This is a genomic window from Aeromonas sp. L_1B5_3 (genome assembly GCF_963866575.1).
GTDB lineage: Bacteria > Pseudomonadota > Gammaproteobacteria > Enterobacterales > Aeromonadaceae > Aeromonas > Aeromonas jandaei.
Genome location: NZ_CAWMDN010000175.1, coordinates 1 through 16,624 on the forward strand (window position 1 = coordinate 1; position 16,624 = coordinate 16,624).

A 16,624-nucleotide genomic window follows, 5' to 3' on the forward strand; every position below is an offset into this window, starting at 1 on the left:
AATCCCTGCATACCCGAGACAAACTTTGTGCACGTAACAAGGTTGCCCAGTTGCTTGCCTGTGTGCGTTCCAGAGCTCAGCCAGTCGTGCAATCCGCAAGCGAGCCAGAGAACCCTCAACCTCAGTCGCACATCAAGCCTGCTGTTCCGGCGGCCAAACCGCTTGCTCCGCTCTTGTCGGTCTTGAGTGACCGCTATCTGAAAGAGAAGGCCCTCTCCTGGGCACCGAAAGAGCTCAGCAACCAGAAGAACTACATCGGCTGCTTCATCAAGGCGCTGGGTGATAGACCGGCCGCTGACTATGGGAAAGCGGATGTGGTCAAGTTCAAGGAGGGCCTGCTGAACTCCGGCAAGAGCCCGACCACCATCAACAAGTATCTCCAGAAGCTCTCCCTGCTGTTTAACTGGCTGGCTAACCATCAGGATGGGGTCATCAACCACTTCGCCGGATTGAAGCTACAGCGAGCCAAGGAGGTGAACTCACGAAGTGGGTACACAGCGGAAGAACGTCGCAAGTTTATCGGGTGGGCTAAGCAGCAAGAGCCCCACCGTAGGTGGATTGCTCTGCTGGGTCTGTTCACCGGAGCTCGTGCCAACGAAATCTGTCAGCTCTATGCCGATGATGTGCAACAGGTTGACGGTATATGGTGCCTGAATATTCGCAGTGGACGGCCAGACCAGAAACTCAAGACGGCCAATAGTGCTCGTCTCGTTCCTCTCCATCGGCACCTTCTCCAGAGCGGTTTCATCGAGTTTGTGAAGGGGAGGATAGGGGGACGCATCTTCCCTGAGCTTCCCCATCGACAGGACAGTTACAGCCACCTGTGGGGGCAGTGGTTTAGCCGCCATCGCCCCGTCGACAAGGACTTCCACAGCCTGCGGCATACCGTGGGGGCAGCACTCAAAGATCACGGAGTGCCATTGCAGTATGCGGCGGCGATCTTGGGTCACACCAACGGGGCGATCAGCTATGACCGATACGGTGGGGATGTCTCGCTGGAGAAGCTCAGCGAGGTGATAGAAGCGGCCCTCTCATCCTTTGCTGATGCCGGATAAAAGGAGGGATGGGTCTGCCGATCTGCTGAAATTTTGGCAGATTTAAGAACTTTTTCTACGAAGTCTCATACAGAAAAAGTTCTATAAATAGCTGAAATTTCTGCAGATTGATTGCTTGGTTTGAGCCCTTTGCTTTTGTTGGCGGGGAAAACGGGAAAATCAAAAACAGCAGAGGGGCCCGCAGGCCCCCCATTCGTCATACAGTGTAGTTCGCTCCTGTTTCCGGCTGCTCCCTACGGACTGAGACCGTCATGTCAGCCATCTCGCTATCGAGCAGGGTCAACCCGATGATGGTGTCCTTGCTGTTATAGCGGGGGATCAGATAGCCCTTTTCTAGCAGCTTCTTCTTGAGGGCCAGCTTCTTCATGGCCCATTCACCGTTCTGCTGTGCCCATCGGCTGTAGACCGCGTAGACCTCGCTCATGGGCACTTTGGCCCCTGCTCTGGCCTGGGTGCACTCTTCAAGGAAGCAGCCAACCATATCTGACTCGGCACGGTAGGTCTCGACATCCTGCTTGAGACGAGCAGGAATCGATGCCTTGAGCCTCTGCTCTTGCCACATCTGGCAGCCCTGGATGGCCCAGTTCAGAATGCCGGGCATCTCGGCCCGCAGCTTCTCCATCAGCATTGGGTCCAGCTGTTCCTTCGTGAAGGAGGCATTGAAGGGCAGCATCAGCATCCGACGCCACATGCCATTGCTGGTATCGCGGATCTCGGGCTTGTGGTTGCCCACCATCACCAGAGAGAAGGATGGGCGGAACTCCATCTCCTTCTTGGCGTAGGGAGCACGAGCGACAATTACGTCATCCCCCGTCATGGCCTTCACCAAGTTCTCATCCATACGGGCCCCCTCAGGCAGCTCGTTGGCGACCACCAGACGTGCATCCACCAGCTTGGTCAGGGACGGGTTCGGCCCGGTATTGCCGTTGCGGTTGAACAGCAAGACGTTACTGTTGATCTGCCGACTGAACTCTCCCAGCAACTGCTGAATGACCGACATGAAGGTACTCTTGCCGTTGCAGCCGCCCCCGTGGAGGAAGAACAGGAGCTGTTCGTCGGTGCGGCCGGTGATCCAGTAGCCCACACAACGTTGCAGGAAGGCAGCGTACTCGGCATTACCACAGCAGATCTCGTCGATGAACTGCTCCCATCGCGGGCAGACAGCAGCTGGGTCGTAGACCACCGGGCTATGGTGGGTCATCATGAATGCCCGTCTCGGTGCCAACAGGCGACCCGACTTCAGGTCGATGACACCGTTCGCCGTGCCCAACAGCATCGGATTGGCGTTCAGCTCGTGCAGTCTTGCCGTCATCATCGGCTTGGCCAGTTCCAACATGTTCTGAATGCCAGCCCGGTTAAGGCTGCTAGAACCGTGTCTGAGCACTGCATAAGCCCAAGACAGCTCCTCTTTCTTGCACGCCTGCTTGATCAACATCTGCCCGATTTCCTGGATCTCTTTGCCCACGGTTTGAGCAAGGATCATGGGCGTCAAGTCATTCTGGGTCCAGTGCGTACCATCGAAGTGGATGAAGCCACCTAACTCAGGGACGAACTTCAGGTTATGCCCGTGCATCTGCACGAACCGTTCGGCGTTGGCCGAATCGTTGAGCTCGTTTTCAAAGATGGCTGTACGTGGCAGGACCTTGACGACTTCCAGATGCTGATCATCGTCCTGAACGGCTTCGGCTTCGGCTTCGGCTTCGGCTTCGACCTCAGCCACAGGCTCAACCAGGGTGAATGCCGCCACCAGCTCGGTTAGAGGCAAGGGGTTGTCGCCATGCAGGTATTCGTCGATATCCTTCACGCAATCTGGCAGCTTGACTTGGGTCAGCTTGAGGCCCAGCCGAGCCATCTTTGAGCGGTACTTGTCGCCCGCCTCATCGGTGTCGAAGAAGGTCACGACGTCACGTTCAGTCAGCTCACGCTTCAGCCAATCCAATTGGGTCTGTGACAGCGTGCCAATAGTCGCGAGTACAGGGCCCGGCCAACCGACATCTACTAGTGACAGGCGGTCATTCTCTCCTTCTACCAGGGCGACAGGACCTGGAGCATTCAGACACTCTTCCCCGTAGAACTGCACCCCGTTAAGCCAATGACGGCTCGGCAGTTGGTACGGTTGACCCTTATTTGGATCCTTGAAGGTGAAGCGGCTGACTTGTCCGTTGCGGTCGAAGTGCGGGAACACATAGACACCACTCGGGAAGAAGTCACGAAGCAGATCTGGGGCATCGTTGCGAAGCTTGACCAGACCGGAGGCCAGTCGCTCCTCTTGGCTGAACCCTGCATCCTTCAGAACCTTGTTCAGGCCACCGGAGAAGCCGATATCCAACCCCACCAACACCTCCTCAGAGTGGCCACGCCGCTCCATCAGTTCGTCTACATCCAGACGGGACTGATAGTGACTAGCTGCGAGATTGAAGAGTTCTTGCAGGCGAGCAGGTGGGGCCGTGTAGATCGGCTGCTCCAGCTTCACCACTTTGCGAACGGTTGGGGTGACTGCCAGTTCTCCCAGCAGGAGCAGACGAGCAGCATCAGATGCCTTGTCGGCTTGACCGCACTTGACGATCAGATCGAACACGTCGCCTCTTTCCTCGCAACTGAAGCAGTGGAAGCTATCGTCGTCAGGATAGAGGGTGAAGCAATCATTATGGCCGCACAGTGGGCAACTGGCATCATCCAGTCGATAGGTGTTGGAGCCGACTTTCTTGACGTCTTGCCCGGTCAGGGCCGAGGCGACATCCATAATGGGGAACTGCTCTTTGATGGCAGCAAAGTCGATAGTCAGGGAGTGGCCAGCATCGGCCAGGGCAAATTCAAGGTCAAATTGAGTGGATTGAGACATGGTGTCTCTCCTCTTAGAGGACCGCTGCTGTGGAACTAAAATTAGGTTGTGTGTGTTCCAAGCGGCGGTAATCAGGTCGGGTAACAGCGCCCCCCGTGGGCCTATGGCGTGAGCCAAGGTGCGATGTGCGGGGGCGTCTGCCCGCCGACAACCCCGACTATACGGATCGGCAGAAGCAATACAACCCCTCTTTTTTCCTCCCCAAGGTCCCATTTCGAGTTTTCGTTGTGAACAACGCAAAAACGGCTATTCATGAAATATTCTAATGATTGACAACAGGTGATGTAGTGACATCCCTTACTAAGTTGATAGCTGCCCTCCGCCCCGCCAAATAGGTGGGATATGAGGTCTGCCGATCTGCTGAAATTTTGGCAGATTTAAGAACTTTTTCTACGAAGTCTCACACAGAAAAAGTTCTATAAAATGCTGAAATTTCCGCAGATTGAGCACCCTAATTGGCCCTTTTGCCCTTGTTGGTGGGCCAAACGGGAAAATCAAAAACGGCAGATTTACGCAGCCTGCTCCGAGGCCACGACTGGAGGCCAGATGCTGTGATAGGATCACGCTATTTCGAGCGTCCCACGGGGTTTCCATGACAACCAATATCTCCTCCCTTGCCAATCTCATCTGGTCGGTGGCTGACCTCCTGCGAGGTGATTTCAAACAGTCCCAGTATGGCCGCATCATCCTGCCATTCACCGTGTTACGTCGTCTTGAGTGCGTACTGGCCCCGACCCGTGACAAGGTGCTGGCCACCGCCGAGAGCACCAAGGCCATGCCCGAGCTGGCCCGCCATAAGCTGCTGCTCAATGCCGCCGGGCAGAGCTTCTACAACACCGCCAAGCTCACGCTCGACAATCTCGGCGAGAAGCAGATCGGTGACAACCTGGATGCTTATGTGCGGGGCTTTTCCCGTGAGGCGTTCGAGGTGTTCGAGCACTTCAACTTCGCCGCCAGCATCGATCTGCTGGAAGATGCCGACCTGCTCTACAAGGTGGTCCGTAACTTCGCCAACGTCGATCTCTCCCCCGAAACCGTCGACAACTACCACATGGGTCTGGTGTTTGAGGAGCTGATCCGCAAGTTTGCCGAGAGCTCTAACGAGACCGCCGGTGAGCACTTCACCCCCCGTGACATCGTGCGGCTCACCACCTCTCTGGTGTTTGCTGCCGATGACGAGGCCCTAACGACGGCGGGGGTGGTGCGGACCATCTATGACCCCACCGCGGGCACCGGTGGTTTTCTCTCCTGCGGCATGGAGTACCTGCACGAGCTGAACCCCGCCGCTCGTCTGGCCACCTTTGGGCAAGAGCTCAACCCCGAGTCCTTTGCCATCTGTAAGGCCGACATGCTGATCAAGGGGCAGGACATCAGCAACATTAAGCTGGGCAACACCCTATCTGACGACCAGTTGCCGCTGGAGAAGTTCGATTACTGCCTCTCCAACCCGCCATTCGGGGTGGACTGGAAGAAGGTCGAGAAGCAAGTCCGGGACGAACACCTGCTAAAGGGCCACAGCGGCCGCTTCGGGGCAGGTCTGCCCCGTGTTTCTGACGGCTCACTCTTGTTCCTGCAACATCTTATCGCCAAGATGAAGCCGGAGGGCGCCCGTATCGGCGTCATCCTCAACGGCTCTCCGCTCTTTACCGGTGGGGCGGGTAGCGGCGAGAGCGAGATCCGCCGCTATATCCTCGAGCACGACCTGCTCGATACCCTGGTGGCCCTGCCCACCGACATGTTCTACAACACCGGCATCGCCACCTATATCTGGGTGCTGTCGAACCACAAACCGACCGAGCGTAAGGGCAAGGTGCTGCTGATCAACGCCAGTGACCTGCACAGCCCGATGCGTAAGTCATTGGGGAGTAAGCGTAAACAACTGAGCGACGAGGCGATTGAGCAAATCGTCCGCCTCGCCAGCCGTTTCGAGGCGAGCCCGATCGCCAAGATCTTCCCCACCACCGCCTTCGGTTATCGCCGTATCACCGTGGAGCGGCCGCTGAAACTTGCATTCTACCCACAGGATGCCGAGCGCCTTGCTAGCCTCACTGCCGACAAGGGCTGGGCCAAGCTCGATGGCACCTTGCAGTCTGCCATCCTGACTGCCTTGGGCCAGTTCGCTGAGGCCAAGTTGCTCTCTCGCGACAAGTTCAAAAAGCAGCTGACCAAGCTGCTAGGTGAGGTTAAGCTGCCAGCCCCGGCCTTCAAACTGCTGGTAAGCCATTTGGCTGAGCAGGACGATGCCGCTGAAGTGTGTAAAACCAAGGGCGAGCCGGAAGCCAATCCAGATCTACGGGATAACGAAAATGTGCCGCTGGGGGAAGACATTCATGACTATCTGAAGCGTGAGGTGCTGCCCCATGTGCCGGATGCCTGGATCGACACCAGCAAAACCGATCCGCTCGATGGTCAGGTCGGCATCGTCGGTTATGAGATCCCCTTTAACCGCCACTTCTACCAGTACCAGCCGCCCCGTGAGCTGGCGGCTATCGATGCCGATCTCGATGCGGTAGCCAAGGAGATTATGCAGTTGCTGGCGGAGGTGCATTCATGAGCGAGGCAGTAGCAACATCTCAGCAAGGGCTGGTGGGAAAATATAAGCCGTATCCGGAATATAAGGATTCTGGGGTTGAGTGGTTAGGGGATATGCCAAGTCATTGGCTAACGAGCAAATTGCGCTATATGTTCACGTTTGGTAAAGGGCTGACTATTACCAAAGAAAATCTTCGTGATGAAGGTATTCCTTGCGTTAACTATGGCGAAGTACATTCGAAATACGGTTTCGAAGTGGACCCAACAAAGCATCCTTTGAGGTGTGTTGAAGAAGATTATTTAAAAACGTCATCCAGCTCAGTGCTGAATATCGGTGACTTTGTCTTTGCCGATACATCCGAAGATATCGATGGGTCTGGTAATTTCACTCAGTTAACAAGCGACGTTGTAACATTCGCTGGCTATCACACCATTATCGTTCGTCCAATCGATAAAAGTAGTCATCGTTTTTTTGCATATCTTTTTGACTCGAAAGAATTTCGCACAGCTATTCGTCATGCAGTGAAAGGCGTCAAAGTTTTCAGTATCACCCAAGCGATTCTTCGAGGGGCTGATATTTGGCTTCCATCACAAGACGAAAGACAACGGATAGCCGCTTTCCTCGACTACGAAACCGCCCGAATTGATCGGCTGATTGCCCAGCAGCAGCGGCTGATCGAACTGCTGAAAGAGAAACGGCAAGCGGTGATCTCCCACGCCGTCACCAAGGGTCTCAACCCCGATGCCCCGATGAAAGACTCCGGCGTCGAGTGGCTCGGCCAAGTGCCGAAGCATTGGATTGTTGCTGGGTTTAAGAAATATATAGAGCCAATAGTCGATTACCGTGGCAAAACGCCAACAAAAACTGAGTCTGGTGTTTTTCTTGTCACTGCCAGAAATATAAAAAATGGCTCAATTGACTACCACCTGTCAGAGGAGTTCATCTCTGAGGATGACTACGAAGAAGTTATGCGCCGAGGAAAGCCTAAGCTTGGGGATGTCTTATTTACGACCGAGGCTCCTTTAGGCGAAGTCGCCCAAGTTGATAACGAGAGCATCGCATTAGCTCAACGAATCATCAAATTCAGGGGGCTACGGGATATACTTGACTGCTCATATTTGAAGCTGTTCATACAATCTACAGAGTTCCAACACGGATTGATGACTTTTGCTACAGGTTCAACAGCTCTAGGAATCAAGTCAGATCGCCTTGGCTATCTTAAGCAGTTAGTCCCTCCAATTAGTGAACAGACCCAAATTGTGGAGGTTGTTGCCAAACATGCAATGCAATTTGGCAAGCTGATTGATATTGCAAATAAGGCTATCCAATTGATGCAAGAACGCCGCACCGCCCTGATCTCCGCCGCCGTTACCGGCAAGATCGATCTGCGTGGCTGGACACAGCCTGCCGAAGAGGTGGCCGCATGACGCTAACGGGGCTGGCGTGCTACGACTTTGTCAGCCAACTGGCAGCCTTACCGTTTGTCGAGGCGATCTGGCTGTTTGGTTCACGGGCCCGTGGCGACCACCGTGAGCGTTCCGATATCGATCTGGCCATCGAGTGCCCCGATGCCAGCGAGGCGCAATGGCAGCAGGTGTTGGCGATCATCGATGAGGCCGATACCCTGCTCCCTATCGATTGTGTGCGACTCGATGAGGAGTCGCCCCAGAGCCCGCTGTATCAGGCCATCCTGTGTGACAGGGTGCCGCTCTACCGTCGAATGACGCCTTAAGGATGTGTTATGAGTCTGGATCTGAATCTGGTTGCCCTTGGCAACGCCCTCAAACGCCTCGCCGAATCCCTGAGCTATGACGCGAGCCAACCGCTGGTGGTCGATGCCAGCATCCAACGCTTCGAGTTCTGTATCGAACTGACCTGGAAGACCCTGAAAAAGGCGCTGGCGGCGGAAGGTATCGAAGCCAATACCCCCCGTGAGTGCATGAGCCAAGCCTATGCGGCCCACTGGCTGGCCGATGAGACGGTCTGGTTGTCGATGCTCAAAGATCGCAACCTGACCTCGCATACCTACAAGGAAGCTCTTGCGGTCGAGATCTATAGCCGTCTGCCGGGGCATCTGGCGGCGATGCAGTCGCTTTATCAGGTACTGCTGGCCCGAGGGGGTCAGCCATGAGCCTGGACCTCAGTTTGGAAAATAGGGCTCGGGAGAAGGCATTTCAGGATCATATCATCGAGCAACTGGTCGCATCAGGTTGGTTGGTCGGTGAGTCGGCACTCTATGACAAAGAGCGAGCCCTCTATCCGGAAGATTTGATCGCCTATGTGCAGGAGAGCCAGCCAGAGGGGTGGCAGAAATACTGTAAAACCTACGGTGAGGAGCCAGAGCGTCATCTGCTCAACGCCGTGGTCAGGGCTCTTGAGAGCGATGAGCGGGGCACCTTGTGGTTACTCCGTCATCAGGTAGAGGATCGAGGGCACCGGCTGGCAGTGGCCACCTTCAAGCCTGACCATGACCTTAACCCCACGCTTTGCGAGCGTTATGCCAAGAACCGGCTGCGGGTGGTGCCAGAGCTGGTTTACAGCCCTCACGGCTATGATGGACGACTCGATCTCACTCTGTTTCTCAACGGCATACCGGTGGCAACGCTGGAGCTCAAGTCTTGCTTCAAACAGAGTCTGGAGAACGCCAAGCAGCAGTACCGCTTCGACCGCCCACTGGTGACGGCGGGCAAACGTGAGCCCTTGCTGGCTTTCCGTCGCGGAGCCCTGGTGCACTTTGCCGTCAATCAGTTTGAGGTGGCGATGACCACCCGGCTGGCCGGAGCAGATACCTTCTTCCTGCCGTTCAACCGGGGCACCGCCAAGGGTGGGGCAGGGAACGATCAGCCTGAGACAGGCTATGCCAGCGAGTACCTATGGCAGGAGATTTTCGCACCCGAGACCTTCCTCAATATTCTGGGCCGCTATCTGCATCTGCAAGTCACCTTTGATGAGGACGCCCTCGGCCGTCGTAAGAAGAAAGAGACGATGATCTTCCCCCGCTATCACCAGTGGAAGGTGGTGGAGACGCTGTTGGCGACCCTCCGGCAGGAAGGCAGCGGCCAGAAGTACCTGATCCAGCACTCGGCGGGCTCGGGCAAGTCGAACTCTATCGCTTGGTTGACCCATCAGCTGGCGTCGCTGCGGCGAGTCAGTGACGGTGGCTCGGGGGATAAGCTGTTCAATTCGGTCATCGTCGTCACCGACCGGACCGTGCTCGATAGCCAGTTGCAGGAGACCATCGCTCAGTTCGATCACGCATCCGGGGTGATCTCCCGCATTAATCGGGAAGAGGGGGATGGCAGCAAATCTGCTCAGTTGGCCGAGGCACTGACCAGCGGCACTCCCATCATTATCGTCACCATTCAGACCTTCCCCCATGTGCTCAAGGCGATTCAGGAGAGCTCCAGCCTGAAGGCCAGCCGCTTTGCGGTGGTGGCCGACGAGGCTCACTCCAGCCAGACCGGCAAGACTGCCCGTCAGCTGCGTGAGGTGTTGATGGCCGAGCAGTTGAATGATGAAGAAGAGCTCTCGGCCGAGGATGTGATGAACCTGACCTTGGCTGCCCGTGGCGGCAGCCAGAACATCAGCTACTTCGCCTTCACTGCTACCCCGAAGGCCAAGACGCTGGAGCTGTTCGGTCGCCCGCCCAAGCCCCATCTGCCCATTTCTGATGAGAACAAACCCGAGCCATTCCATGTCTACACCATGCGCCAGGCGATCGAGGAGGGGTTCATCCTTGACGTGCTGCGGAACTACACCAGCTACCAACTGGCCTATAAGCTGGCGATGGAGAGCGAAGCGGCTGATGCAGAAGTGGACAGCAAGAAGGCCAAGCGCAAGCTATCCCAGTGGGTCCGGCTGCACCCGCACAACATTGGCCAGAAAGTGCAGGTGATAGTCGAGCACTTCCGCCAGCACGTTGCACCGCTGCTGGCCGGTCAGGCGAAAGCCATGGTGGTGACCAGCAGCCGGATGGAGGCGGTCCGCTACAAGCTGGCCTTCGACAAGTACGTTAAGGACCAGGGTTATCAAGCCATTCGGGCCATGGTGGCCTTCTCGGGCGACATCGAGGACGAGGGACAGACGTGGAACGAGCGGAACATGAACCCGGAGCTGAAGGGCAGGGACATGCGTAAGGCGTTCGATACGGCTGACTATCAGGTGATGCTGGTGGCCAACAAGTTCCAGACCGGGTTCGATCAGCCCAAGCTGTGTGCCATGTATGTGGACAAGAAGCTGACCGGGGTGGACTGCATCCAGACCCTCTCGCGGCTCAATCGCACCTATCCGGGCAAGGAAAGTACCTATGTACTCGACTTCGTGAACGACCCGCAGGATGTACTGGAAGAGTTCCAGAAGTATTACGAAACCGCCACGCTGGACTCAGTGTCGGATCCCAACCTGATCTATGACCTGTTCCACAAGCTCAAGGGCGAAGGGATCTTCACCTGGCCCGAGGTGGTAGCGTTTACCGATGCCTACTTCGACCCCAAACGGGGGGCCGATGCCTTCTTGCGGCACGCCGTTCCGGCCAGAGATCGCTTCGCCAAGCGTTACCGGCTGGCCATCGATGCTATTCGGGAGTGTCGGACCCAGCTCAAGTGGCTGATCGAACAGGGCGGCTCAGGGAGTGATCAGGCCAACGCCGAGCGTCGCCTGAAGGAGGCAGGGGAAGCCCGTTCGGTGCTGGAGCTGTTCAAGAAGAACCTCAACGGCTATGTGCGGTTCTACGAGTTTGTCTCCCAGATCACCCCCTTCGACGATTACGACATGGAGCGGCTGTGTGTCTTTGCACGCCACCTGCTGCCCCTGCTGCGGGAAGAGGTGTTGGATGAAGAGCAAGTAGACCTTTCATCGGTGATGCTGAGCCACTACCACCTTAAGGCCAAGCGGACACAGGATCTGCAACTCAAAGAGAATGCGGCCGGTTATGGGCTGGAGGGGATCGCCTCCCTCGGCAGCGCCAAGCCGAAAGAGGAGAAGAAGGATTTCCTCTCCGAACTGCTGGCTCGGATGAACGATCTGTTTGGCCTGGACGTGACTGATGGGGACAAGCTCGACTGGGTGCAGGGGATGGTCAGCAAGCTAAGCGAGAACGGCCCCCTGATGGAGCAGGTCCGCAATAACCCACGGGAATCGATTCTGCATGGCGATTTCCCGAATGCGGTGGATGAAGCCGTCATCGGGCGAATGGAAACCCAGCAGGGCATGTCGCTGACGTACCTCTCTCACCCCGATAAGGCCAGGGCATTGCAGAATATGCTGCTGGACTTGCTGCTCGAGGGGTTGGCTGGCCATCAGTCATTACGGACACAGAGCCAGTAGGCGTTTGCTGGAGAGGCATGTCAGGGTTGACGTGCTCCTTCAGCGGGCAACGAGACCGAGCAAAGGAAGTGGGAACACCATCCTAGGCTAGGTAGGTCGAGGAGGTCTGCCGATCTGCTGAAATTTTGGCAGATTTAAGAACTTTTTCTACGAGATTTCATACAGAAAAAGTTCTATAAAATGCTGAAATTTCAGCAGATTGAACATCCAAAATGACCCCTTTGCCTTTGATGGCGGGCAAAAGGGCCCGATCCAAAATCAGCAGATTTACGCAGCCACCACCTCCTCGGACAGCATCACATGAACCGCCTTGGCGATGTGCTCCAACGCCAGCCCATCGGCGTAGCCAGAGTCCAGCATGTGAGTCGTGACGAATGCATCCGGCAGCCCTTTCCGATGGAGGAAGGACTGGACTAGCTGGGCCTGCTCGGGGGTGATGGCGAAATCACCACGAAGGTAGCCCTTACGGTGGTAGTTCTCGATAATCCAGAGTGCCGGTGTGTTGCTTCTACTGCAACGCTCGATCAGCTCGTTCTTCATCTTCTGGCCCAGCGGGCTCTTCTCGACTTCTTCATCCATCATGATATGGGTGGGGTGGATTTGTGGCTCGTAAATCATGCTGTTTCCTTACATCATCGCTAAGTTGGCGTTTCGGTTAGATATTTTTTTGGTGCATCCCTGACATTTTAAGGGTGCCCCTCCAGGGTACTTATACCCTGACCGACGCAATCTGACAAAGTCACCGGCGGGAAACCGTCGTTCAATATCTGATCCGCCCCCTGGCATAAGTAACTCGTGTACCCAAACGACGCGAGGTTACTGTTATGTCACAACACTATGATGATCAACCCGGACAGGGCGATCACATCATCAATCAGGCATTGGCCATTCTGGAGAGCCGACAGCGGCATCTTGGCAATGCCTTCACTCAACCCAAAGCGGCAGCAGACTTCCTTCGGCTCAAGATGGGGGAGTACGAGCGGGAAGTGTTCGCCGTCATGCTGCTCGACAATCAACACCGACTGCTCGATTACCAGGAGCTGTTCTTCGGCACCATCAATGCAGGCACCGTTCACCCCCGTGAGGTGGTCAAGGCGGCCCTTAACAGAAACGCCGCTGCGGTCATTCTGGCCCACAACCACCCCTCCGGTATGGTCGACCCCTCGGATGCCGACAAGGCTGTTACCGCTCGTCTCAAGGATCTGCTTGAGATGGTAGACGTGCGAGTGCTCGACCACTTTGTGGTGGGACAGCACGACATCGTCTCGTTTGCCGATAGGGGGTTGCTATGACCCCATCCAAACCGCTACAGGCTTTGTTCACCAAGATCATCGGCAGCTACCCCGACGCCACCGCCCTGACCCTCAACTTCCGCAGTCACGATTATTCCGCCGACACCGGTGGTTACCGTCCGGTCGAAATCCGTCTGGAGAAACGGGCTGGCAGCTGGGGGATGGCCTACGTTACTGAGTTCACTTACCTCGGTGGCGAGCTGGTCAAGGATCTCGATTTTGACTTCAACGCCGGGCTGGCATCACAGCTCTGGAGTGGAGAGCGGCCACTGGCCACCACCATGGACCTCTACCGGCTCTGGGAGAGGAACTTTCTCGACTATCACCGGATGGAGGTCTACCGCCTGAAGATAACCCCTGAGTAATCGCCATGAATGACTTCATGAAAACCTTGCTGCTGGACGCCTTGAAGGCAGCCCTGACGGCATTTGCGTCGGTCATCGTCAACGCGATGATGGCCCGCTACATGCCGCCACACTTCTACAACATGAACGAAGAGGACTACCCATGAACAAAATGATCCTGACCTCGGTGACTCTGGTTGCCATTGCAGGGGGAACCCTGATGATCCGCCTAATCGCCCGTGACAAGGCTCACGCTGAGGAGCTGGCCAAGGTATTACGGATGCCTGGCGGGTCGACGCGTCATTGAGATCCCCTGGTCGGCACCCTGCATGACCAATAGATAGAGCAGCCAGAGCATCTGGTTGACTACCCCTGCGGGCCCTCCATCACGGAGCGGCCCGTTTTCATTTGTATCACTGGCTCAGGTCAATAGACCAAGCCCGTGTGACGCGAGCGAAAGTGCCACTTTTTGCCGGTCATATGGGTTCCTTTCGACCTTCTGACCGGTCGCGTCAGTGTACCTTGCCCTATTGACCAGGAGGAGACCATGGCACTGGTGGGATATGCACGTGTCAGCACTGTGGGGCAGAGCCTGGATGCCCAGCTTCAGGCTCTGGCCGAGTGCAGCAAGATATTCAGGGAGAAGGTGAGCGGTGCCAAGGATGATCGCCCGCAGCTCGCGTTGATGCTGGATTTTGTTCGTGAGGGAGATGTGGTGGTGGTGACCAAGCTGGATCGCTTGGCTCGCAACACTCGCCACCTGTTGGAGATCTCGGAGTACCTGCACGCTAAGCGGGTTGCTCTGAGGATTTTGAATCTGGGTATCGATACCTCGACACCTACCGGAAAACTGATGCTGACCATGATCGGTGCCATCGCCACGTTTGAGCGGGAGCTGATGCTGGAGCGACAGGCTGAAGGGATTGAGCTGGCTAGGCGGCGTGGGGTCTACAAGGGCCGCAAGCCGACAGCCATGGCGAAGGGGGAAGAGGTGCAGGCACTCGCAGCAAGAGGACTTGCCAAGGCTGAAATCGCACGTCGGACGGGGATCAGCCTCTCCAGTGTGCAAAGAATACTCAGGCAGTTAGAGGGAAGATCAATGTAATCAACAAGATAAAGTCGTCATTAATGCGTGAAAGCGCTATCAATCACACAAATCTTAGCTGCGATTTATTAGCATGCCTCCTTTGGAATCAAATTGTGCTCGGTGTGCTGATAATAAAAAAGACAAGGAGAGAAATAGATGTCAGTTCGTTCACTGGTGAGTATGGGTGTATGCATAGCTCTGACTGCTTGTGGAGGTGGTGGTGGAGATAGCGGTGGCACCCCGACCCCTCCTAAACCCAAGGCTGCGATCTCGGGGAAGGCGATCGATGGGTATGTCCAAGGGGCCTCTGTCTATCTGGACCTGAACTTCAATCGGCAATGGGATGAGGGAGAACCTAAGAGCACCACATCTGGGGCAGGTGATTATCGTCTGGAGCTGACAGAGGCTCAGCAAGCGTGTGCTCAATACGTGCCCTTGGTTGTCGATGTGCCTGTGGGGGCCGTGGACCAGGATCTGGGGCCTGTTGAGAAGGCTTATCAGATGGTACTACCGCCAAAGTTCAAGCCGATCACGCAAGATGATTTCTATCATGTGACGCCGCTGACCACTGTGCTGTGGAGTTCAGTAGAAAAGGAGTTGGCTGCTGGTGGGGCTCTGACTTGCCAGAGTGTGATGGAAAATCAGCAAAAGCGTGAGCAGCTGATGCAGTCACTGAAACAGGCTGTGGATCGGGTGGTGTATCACTACAACATCCCCGAGAATAAACTGTTTGATGACTTTATCGCTACCGGTGATGACGAGACGGCGATCAAGGCCCAAGAAATCGTACGCGGGCTACAGAAGTCATTCAGCGCCAGTGAAGAGCTAAAGCGTGCCCATCCTGATGCGTTCTATGCCTACGTGGATTACCACCAGGGGGATTATAGAGACCACGATAATGCCTATCCGCAGGCTTGGTATCGTGATCAGGGAATCTATTGGACCAACAAGAGCCGGACTGAACTGGTCAAGGTCAGCGATGACTTCAGCCAAGACATCAGAACCATCATCTATGGCGAGAAGACCAGCGTAACGGGCAATGGTTATCGCTATAGCAACAGCTACGAGTTTGAGTCTCGTGGTGGTGACGACGCGCCCTATACTTGCGATATCAAGGAGACCGTTTCCACGACGGCAGATGGGAAGGAGTATGAGCTGGTGAACTTGGCCGGAGGTGAGGCAGGCATCTTTGCCGACTGCATCCCTGAGAGTTTGGCTGGAGCGATTACTGGCCGCTATGCGACGGTCGGTTACAAGGATGCCGAAGCTGACTATGGCAGCCAGTTTGTCTATTTCCTCGGTGGCTCTAACAGCTTCCCCTTCCTGAACGATTGGGTAGGGATGGCGGATGATCATGCAACCCGCAACATGAGCGAACTGGTCGCTGCCTTTGAGAAACTACCGTACCGCTATGATGACAAGACGCCGGAGCCGGATGCTGGTGCTTGGTTCAAGAAGCAGACCGTGACTGACAGCAACAAGGTCACCACCACTATCAGCTATGACAACCAAGGGCGTTACCGCAAGTTCACCGTCTTTGCTGATGGGACGCACAAAGAAGAGTGCGGCACTGATGGTATTGCGTGGGGAGCATGTGGCAACTAATGATCCAAAAGGAGCCTGCGACCGGGCTCCTTTTTACTGACATCTGACACGATTATTTTTTACTTTCATCGCTACCTTTATCTTTATCCTCATCTAGGTGATGGCCCAAGGCACCACCGACACCACCACCAATACTTCCTCCAATTACAGCGCCCGGAAGTCCCGCAAGTACGCTACCTAGTACAGCAAACAAACCTGCTCCAGCACCGGCAAACTTCCCAACATTAGCATGGTCAGATGATCTTTTGGCCATATTGCGCTCCCTAAATGCTTGATGTTTGACCGATGGTTAGTCTAGCAGGGTTTTGGCTAAGTCCAATTTGGGGTATGAGAAGATGATTAAATGCTCTTTCCGAATTGATTTATCTAGGGGCGGGCGGGTAGGATTACCCCCGTTTGTTACCAATTTAAGCATGTCCACTTGATGTGGATGACCGTACTTCCGGCGGGTTCTCGCTTGTTGAGGTTTCAGAACACTGTGATGGCAATCAGTTCCATCCCTAAGTGCCTGATTTATTTGGGCTCGCATTGATAACCCGTC

At 55.5% G+C, this 16,624-nt stretch carries 15 protein-coding genes; 12 read left to right on the top strand and 3 right to left on the bottom strand.

Features of this window, described 5'->3' with window-relative positions; translation table 11 throughout:
• A partial coding sequence (locus AACR93_RS22850; RefSeq protein WP_052497111.1) for a site-specific integrase occupies positions 1-1,055 on the top strand: 1,055 nt, incomplete at its 5' end.
• 196 nt (positions 1,056-1,251) lie between these two features.
• On the opposite strand, the gene AACR93_RS22855 is transcribed toward AACR93_RS22850, so the two are convergent.
• Complete coding sequence (locus AACR93_RS22855; RefSeq protein WP_043852062.1) at positions 1,252-3,897, bottom strand: phage/plasmid primase, P4 family; 2,646 nt, start codon at positions 3,895-3,897, stop codon at positions 1,252-1,254.
• Between the two features lie 592 nt (positions 3,898-4,489).
• On the opposite strand from AACR93_RS22855, the gene AACR93_RS22860 reads away from it, so the two are divergent.
• Genes AACR93_RS22860 through AACR93_RS22880 form a run of 5 tightly spaced genes read left to right on the top strand, consistent with a single transcriptional unit; the run spans position 4,490 to position 11,755 of the window.
• The gene (locus AACR93_RS22860) at positions 4,490-6,451 is read left to right on the top strand and encodes a type I restriction-modification system subunit M (RefSeq protein ID WP_043852063.1); all 1,962 of its coding nucleotides are present in this window, start codon (positions 4,490-4,492) and stop codon (positions 6,449-6,451) included.
• Positions 6,448-7,857 carry a restriction endonuclease subunit S gene (locus AACR93_RS22865; protein ID WP_043852064.1) on the top strand — a complete coding sequence of 470 codons (1,410 nt, stop codon included), beginning with the start codon at positions 6,448-6,450 and terminating at the stop codon, positions 7,855-7,857. Before AACR93_RS22860 ends, AACR93_RS22865 begins: the two co-directional genes overlap by 4 nt.
• Positions 7,854-8,162: a nucleotidyltransferase domain-containing protein gene (locus tag AACR93_RS22870; RefSeq protein WP_043852065.1), complete on the top strand. Its 309-nt coding sequence runs from the start codon at positions 7,854-7,856 to the stop codon at positions 8,160-8,162. The genes AACR93_RS22865 and AACR93_RS22870 overlap by 4 nt, the downstream gene beginning before the upstream one ends.
• Before the next feature lie 9 nt (positions 8,163-8,171).
• Positions 8,172-8,561: an HI0074 family nucleotidyltransferase substrate-binding subunit gene (locus AACR93_RS22875; protein ID WP_043852066.1), complete on the top strand. Its 390-nt coding sequence runs from the start codon at positions 8,172-8,174 to the stop codon at positions 8,559-8,561.
• Entirely contained in the window at positions 8,558-11,755 is a 3,198-nt protein-coding gene (locus tag AACR93_RS22880; RefSeq protein ID WP_082044183.1) for a type I restriction endonuclease subunit R, read from the top strand. Before AACR93_RS22875 ends, AACR93_RS22880 begins: the two co-directional genes overlap by 4 nt.
• 267 nt (positions 11,756-12,022) lie before the next feature.
• Here AACR93_RS22880 and AACR93_RS22885 read toward each other — a convergent pair whose 3' ends face one another.
• A complete protein-coding gene (locus AACR93_RS22885) occupies positions 12,023-12,373 on the bottom strand; it encodes a hypothetical protein (RefSeq protein ID WP_005324909.1) in 351 nt (116 codons plus the stop codon).
• A 206-nt stretch (positions 12,374-12,579) separates the two neighbouring features.
• On the opposite strand from AACR93_RS22885, the gene radC reads away from it, so the two are divergent.
• From radC to AACR93_RS22915, 6 genes are all read left to right on the top strand, one after another.
• Entirely contained in the window at positions 12,580-13,047 is a 468-nt protein-coding gene (radC, locus tag AACR93_RS22890) for a RadC family protein (RefSeq protein ID WP_043852067.1), read from the top strand.
• Positions 13,044-13,412, top strand: a complete 369-nt coding sequence (locus AACR93_RS22895) for a DUF2787 family protein (protein WP_043852068.1) — start codon at positions 13,044-13,046, stop codon at positions 13,410-13,412. Before radC ends, AACR93_RS22895 begins: the two co-directional genes overlap by 4 nt.
• Positions 13,413-13,417: 5 nt before the next feature.
• Positions 13,418-13,558 carry a hypothetical protein gene (locus tag AACR93_RS22900; RefSeq protein ID WP_021230273.1) on the top strand — a complete coding sequence of 47 codons (141 nt, stop codon included), beginning with the start codon at positions 13,418-13,420 and terminating at the stop codon, positions 13,556-13,558.
• Positions 13,555-13,698, top strand: a complete 144-nt coding sequence (locus tag AACR93_RS22905; RefSeq protein ID WP_167332170.1) for a hypothetical protein — start codon at positions 13,555-13,557, stop codon at positions 13,696-13,698. Before AACR93_RS22900 ends, AACR93_RS22905 begins: the two co-directional genes overlap by 4 nt.
• Positions 13,699-13,938: 240 nt before the next feature.
• Positions 13,939-14,496: a recombinase family protein gene (locus AACR93_RS22910; RefSeq protein WP_043852069.1), complete on the top strand. Its 558-nt coding sequence runs from the start codon at positions 13,939-13,941 to the stop codon at positions 14,494-14,496.
• Between the two features lie 138 nt (positions 14,497-14,634).
• Positions 14,635-16,083 carry a hypothetical protein gene (locus AACR93_RS22915; RefSeq protein ID WP_043852070.1) on the top strand — a complete coding sequence of 483 codons (1,449 nt, stop codon included), beginning with the start codon at positions 14,635-14,637 and terminating at the stop codon, positions 16,081-16,083.
• Between the two features lie 52 nt (positions 16,084-16,135).
• Here AACR93_RS22915 and AACR93_RS22920 read toward each other — a convergent pair whose 3' ends face one another.
• A complete protein-coding gene (locus tag AACR93_RS22920; RefSeq protein WP_144406139.1) occupies positions 16,136-16,336 on the bottom strand; it encodes a hypothetical protein in 201 nt (66 codons plus the stop codon).
• Positions 16,337-16,624: the final 288 nt, after the last annotated feature.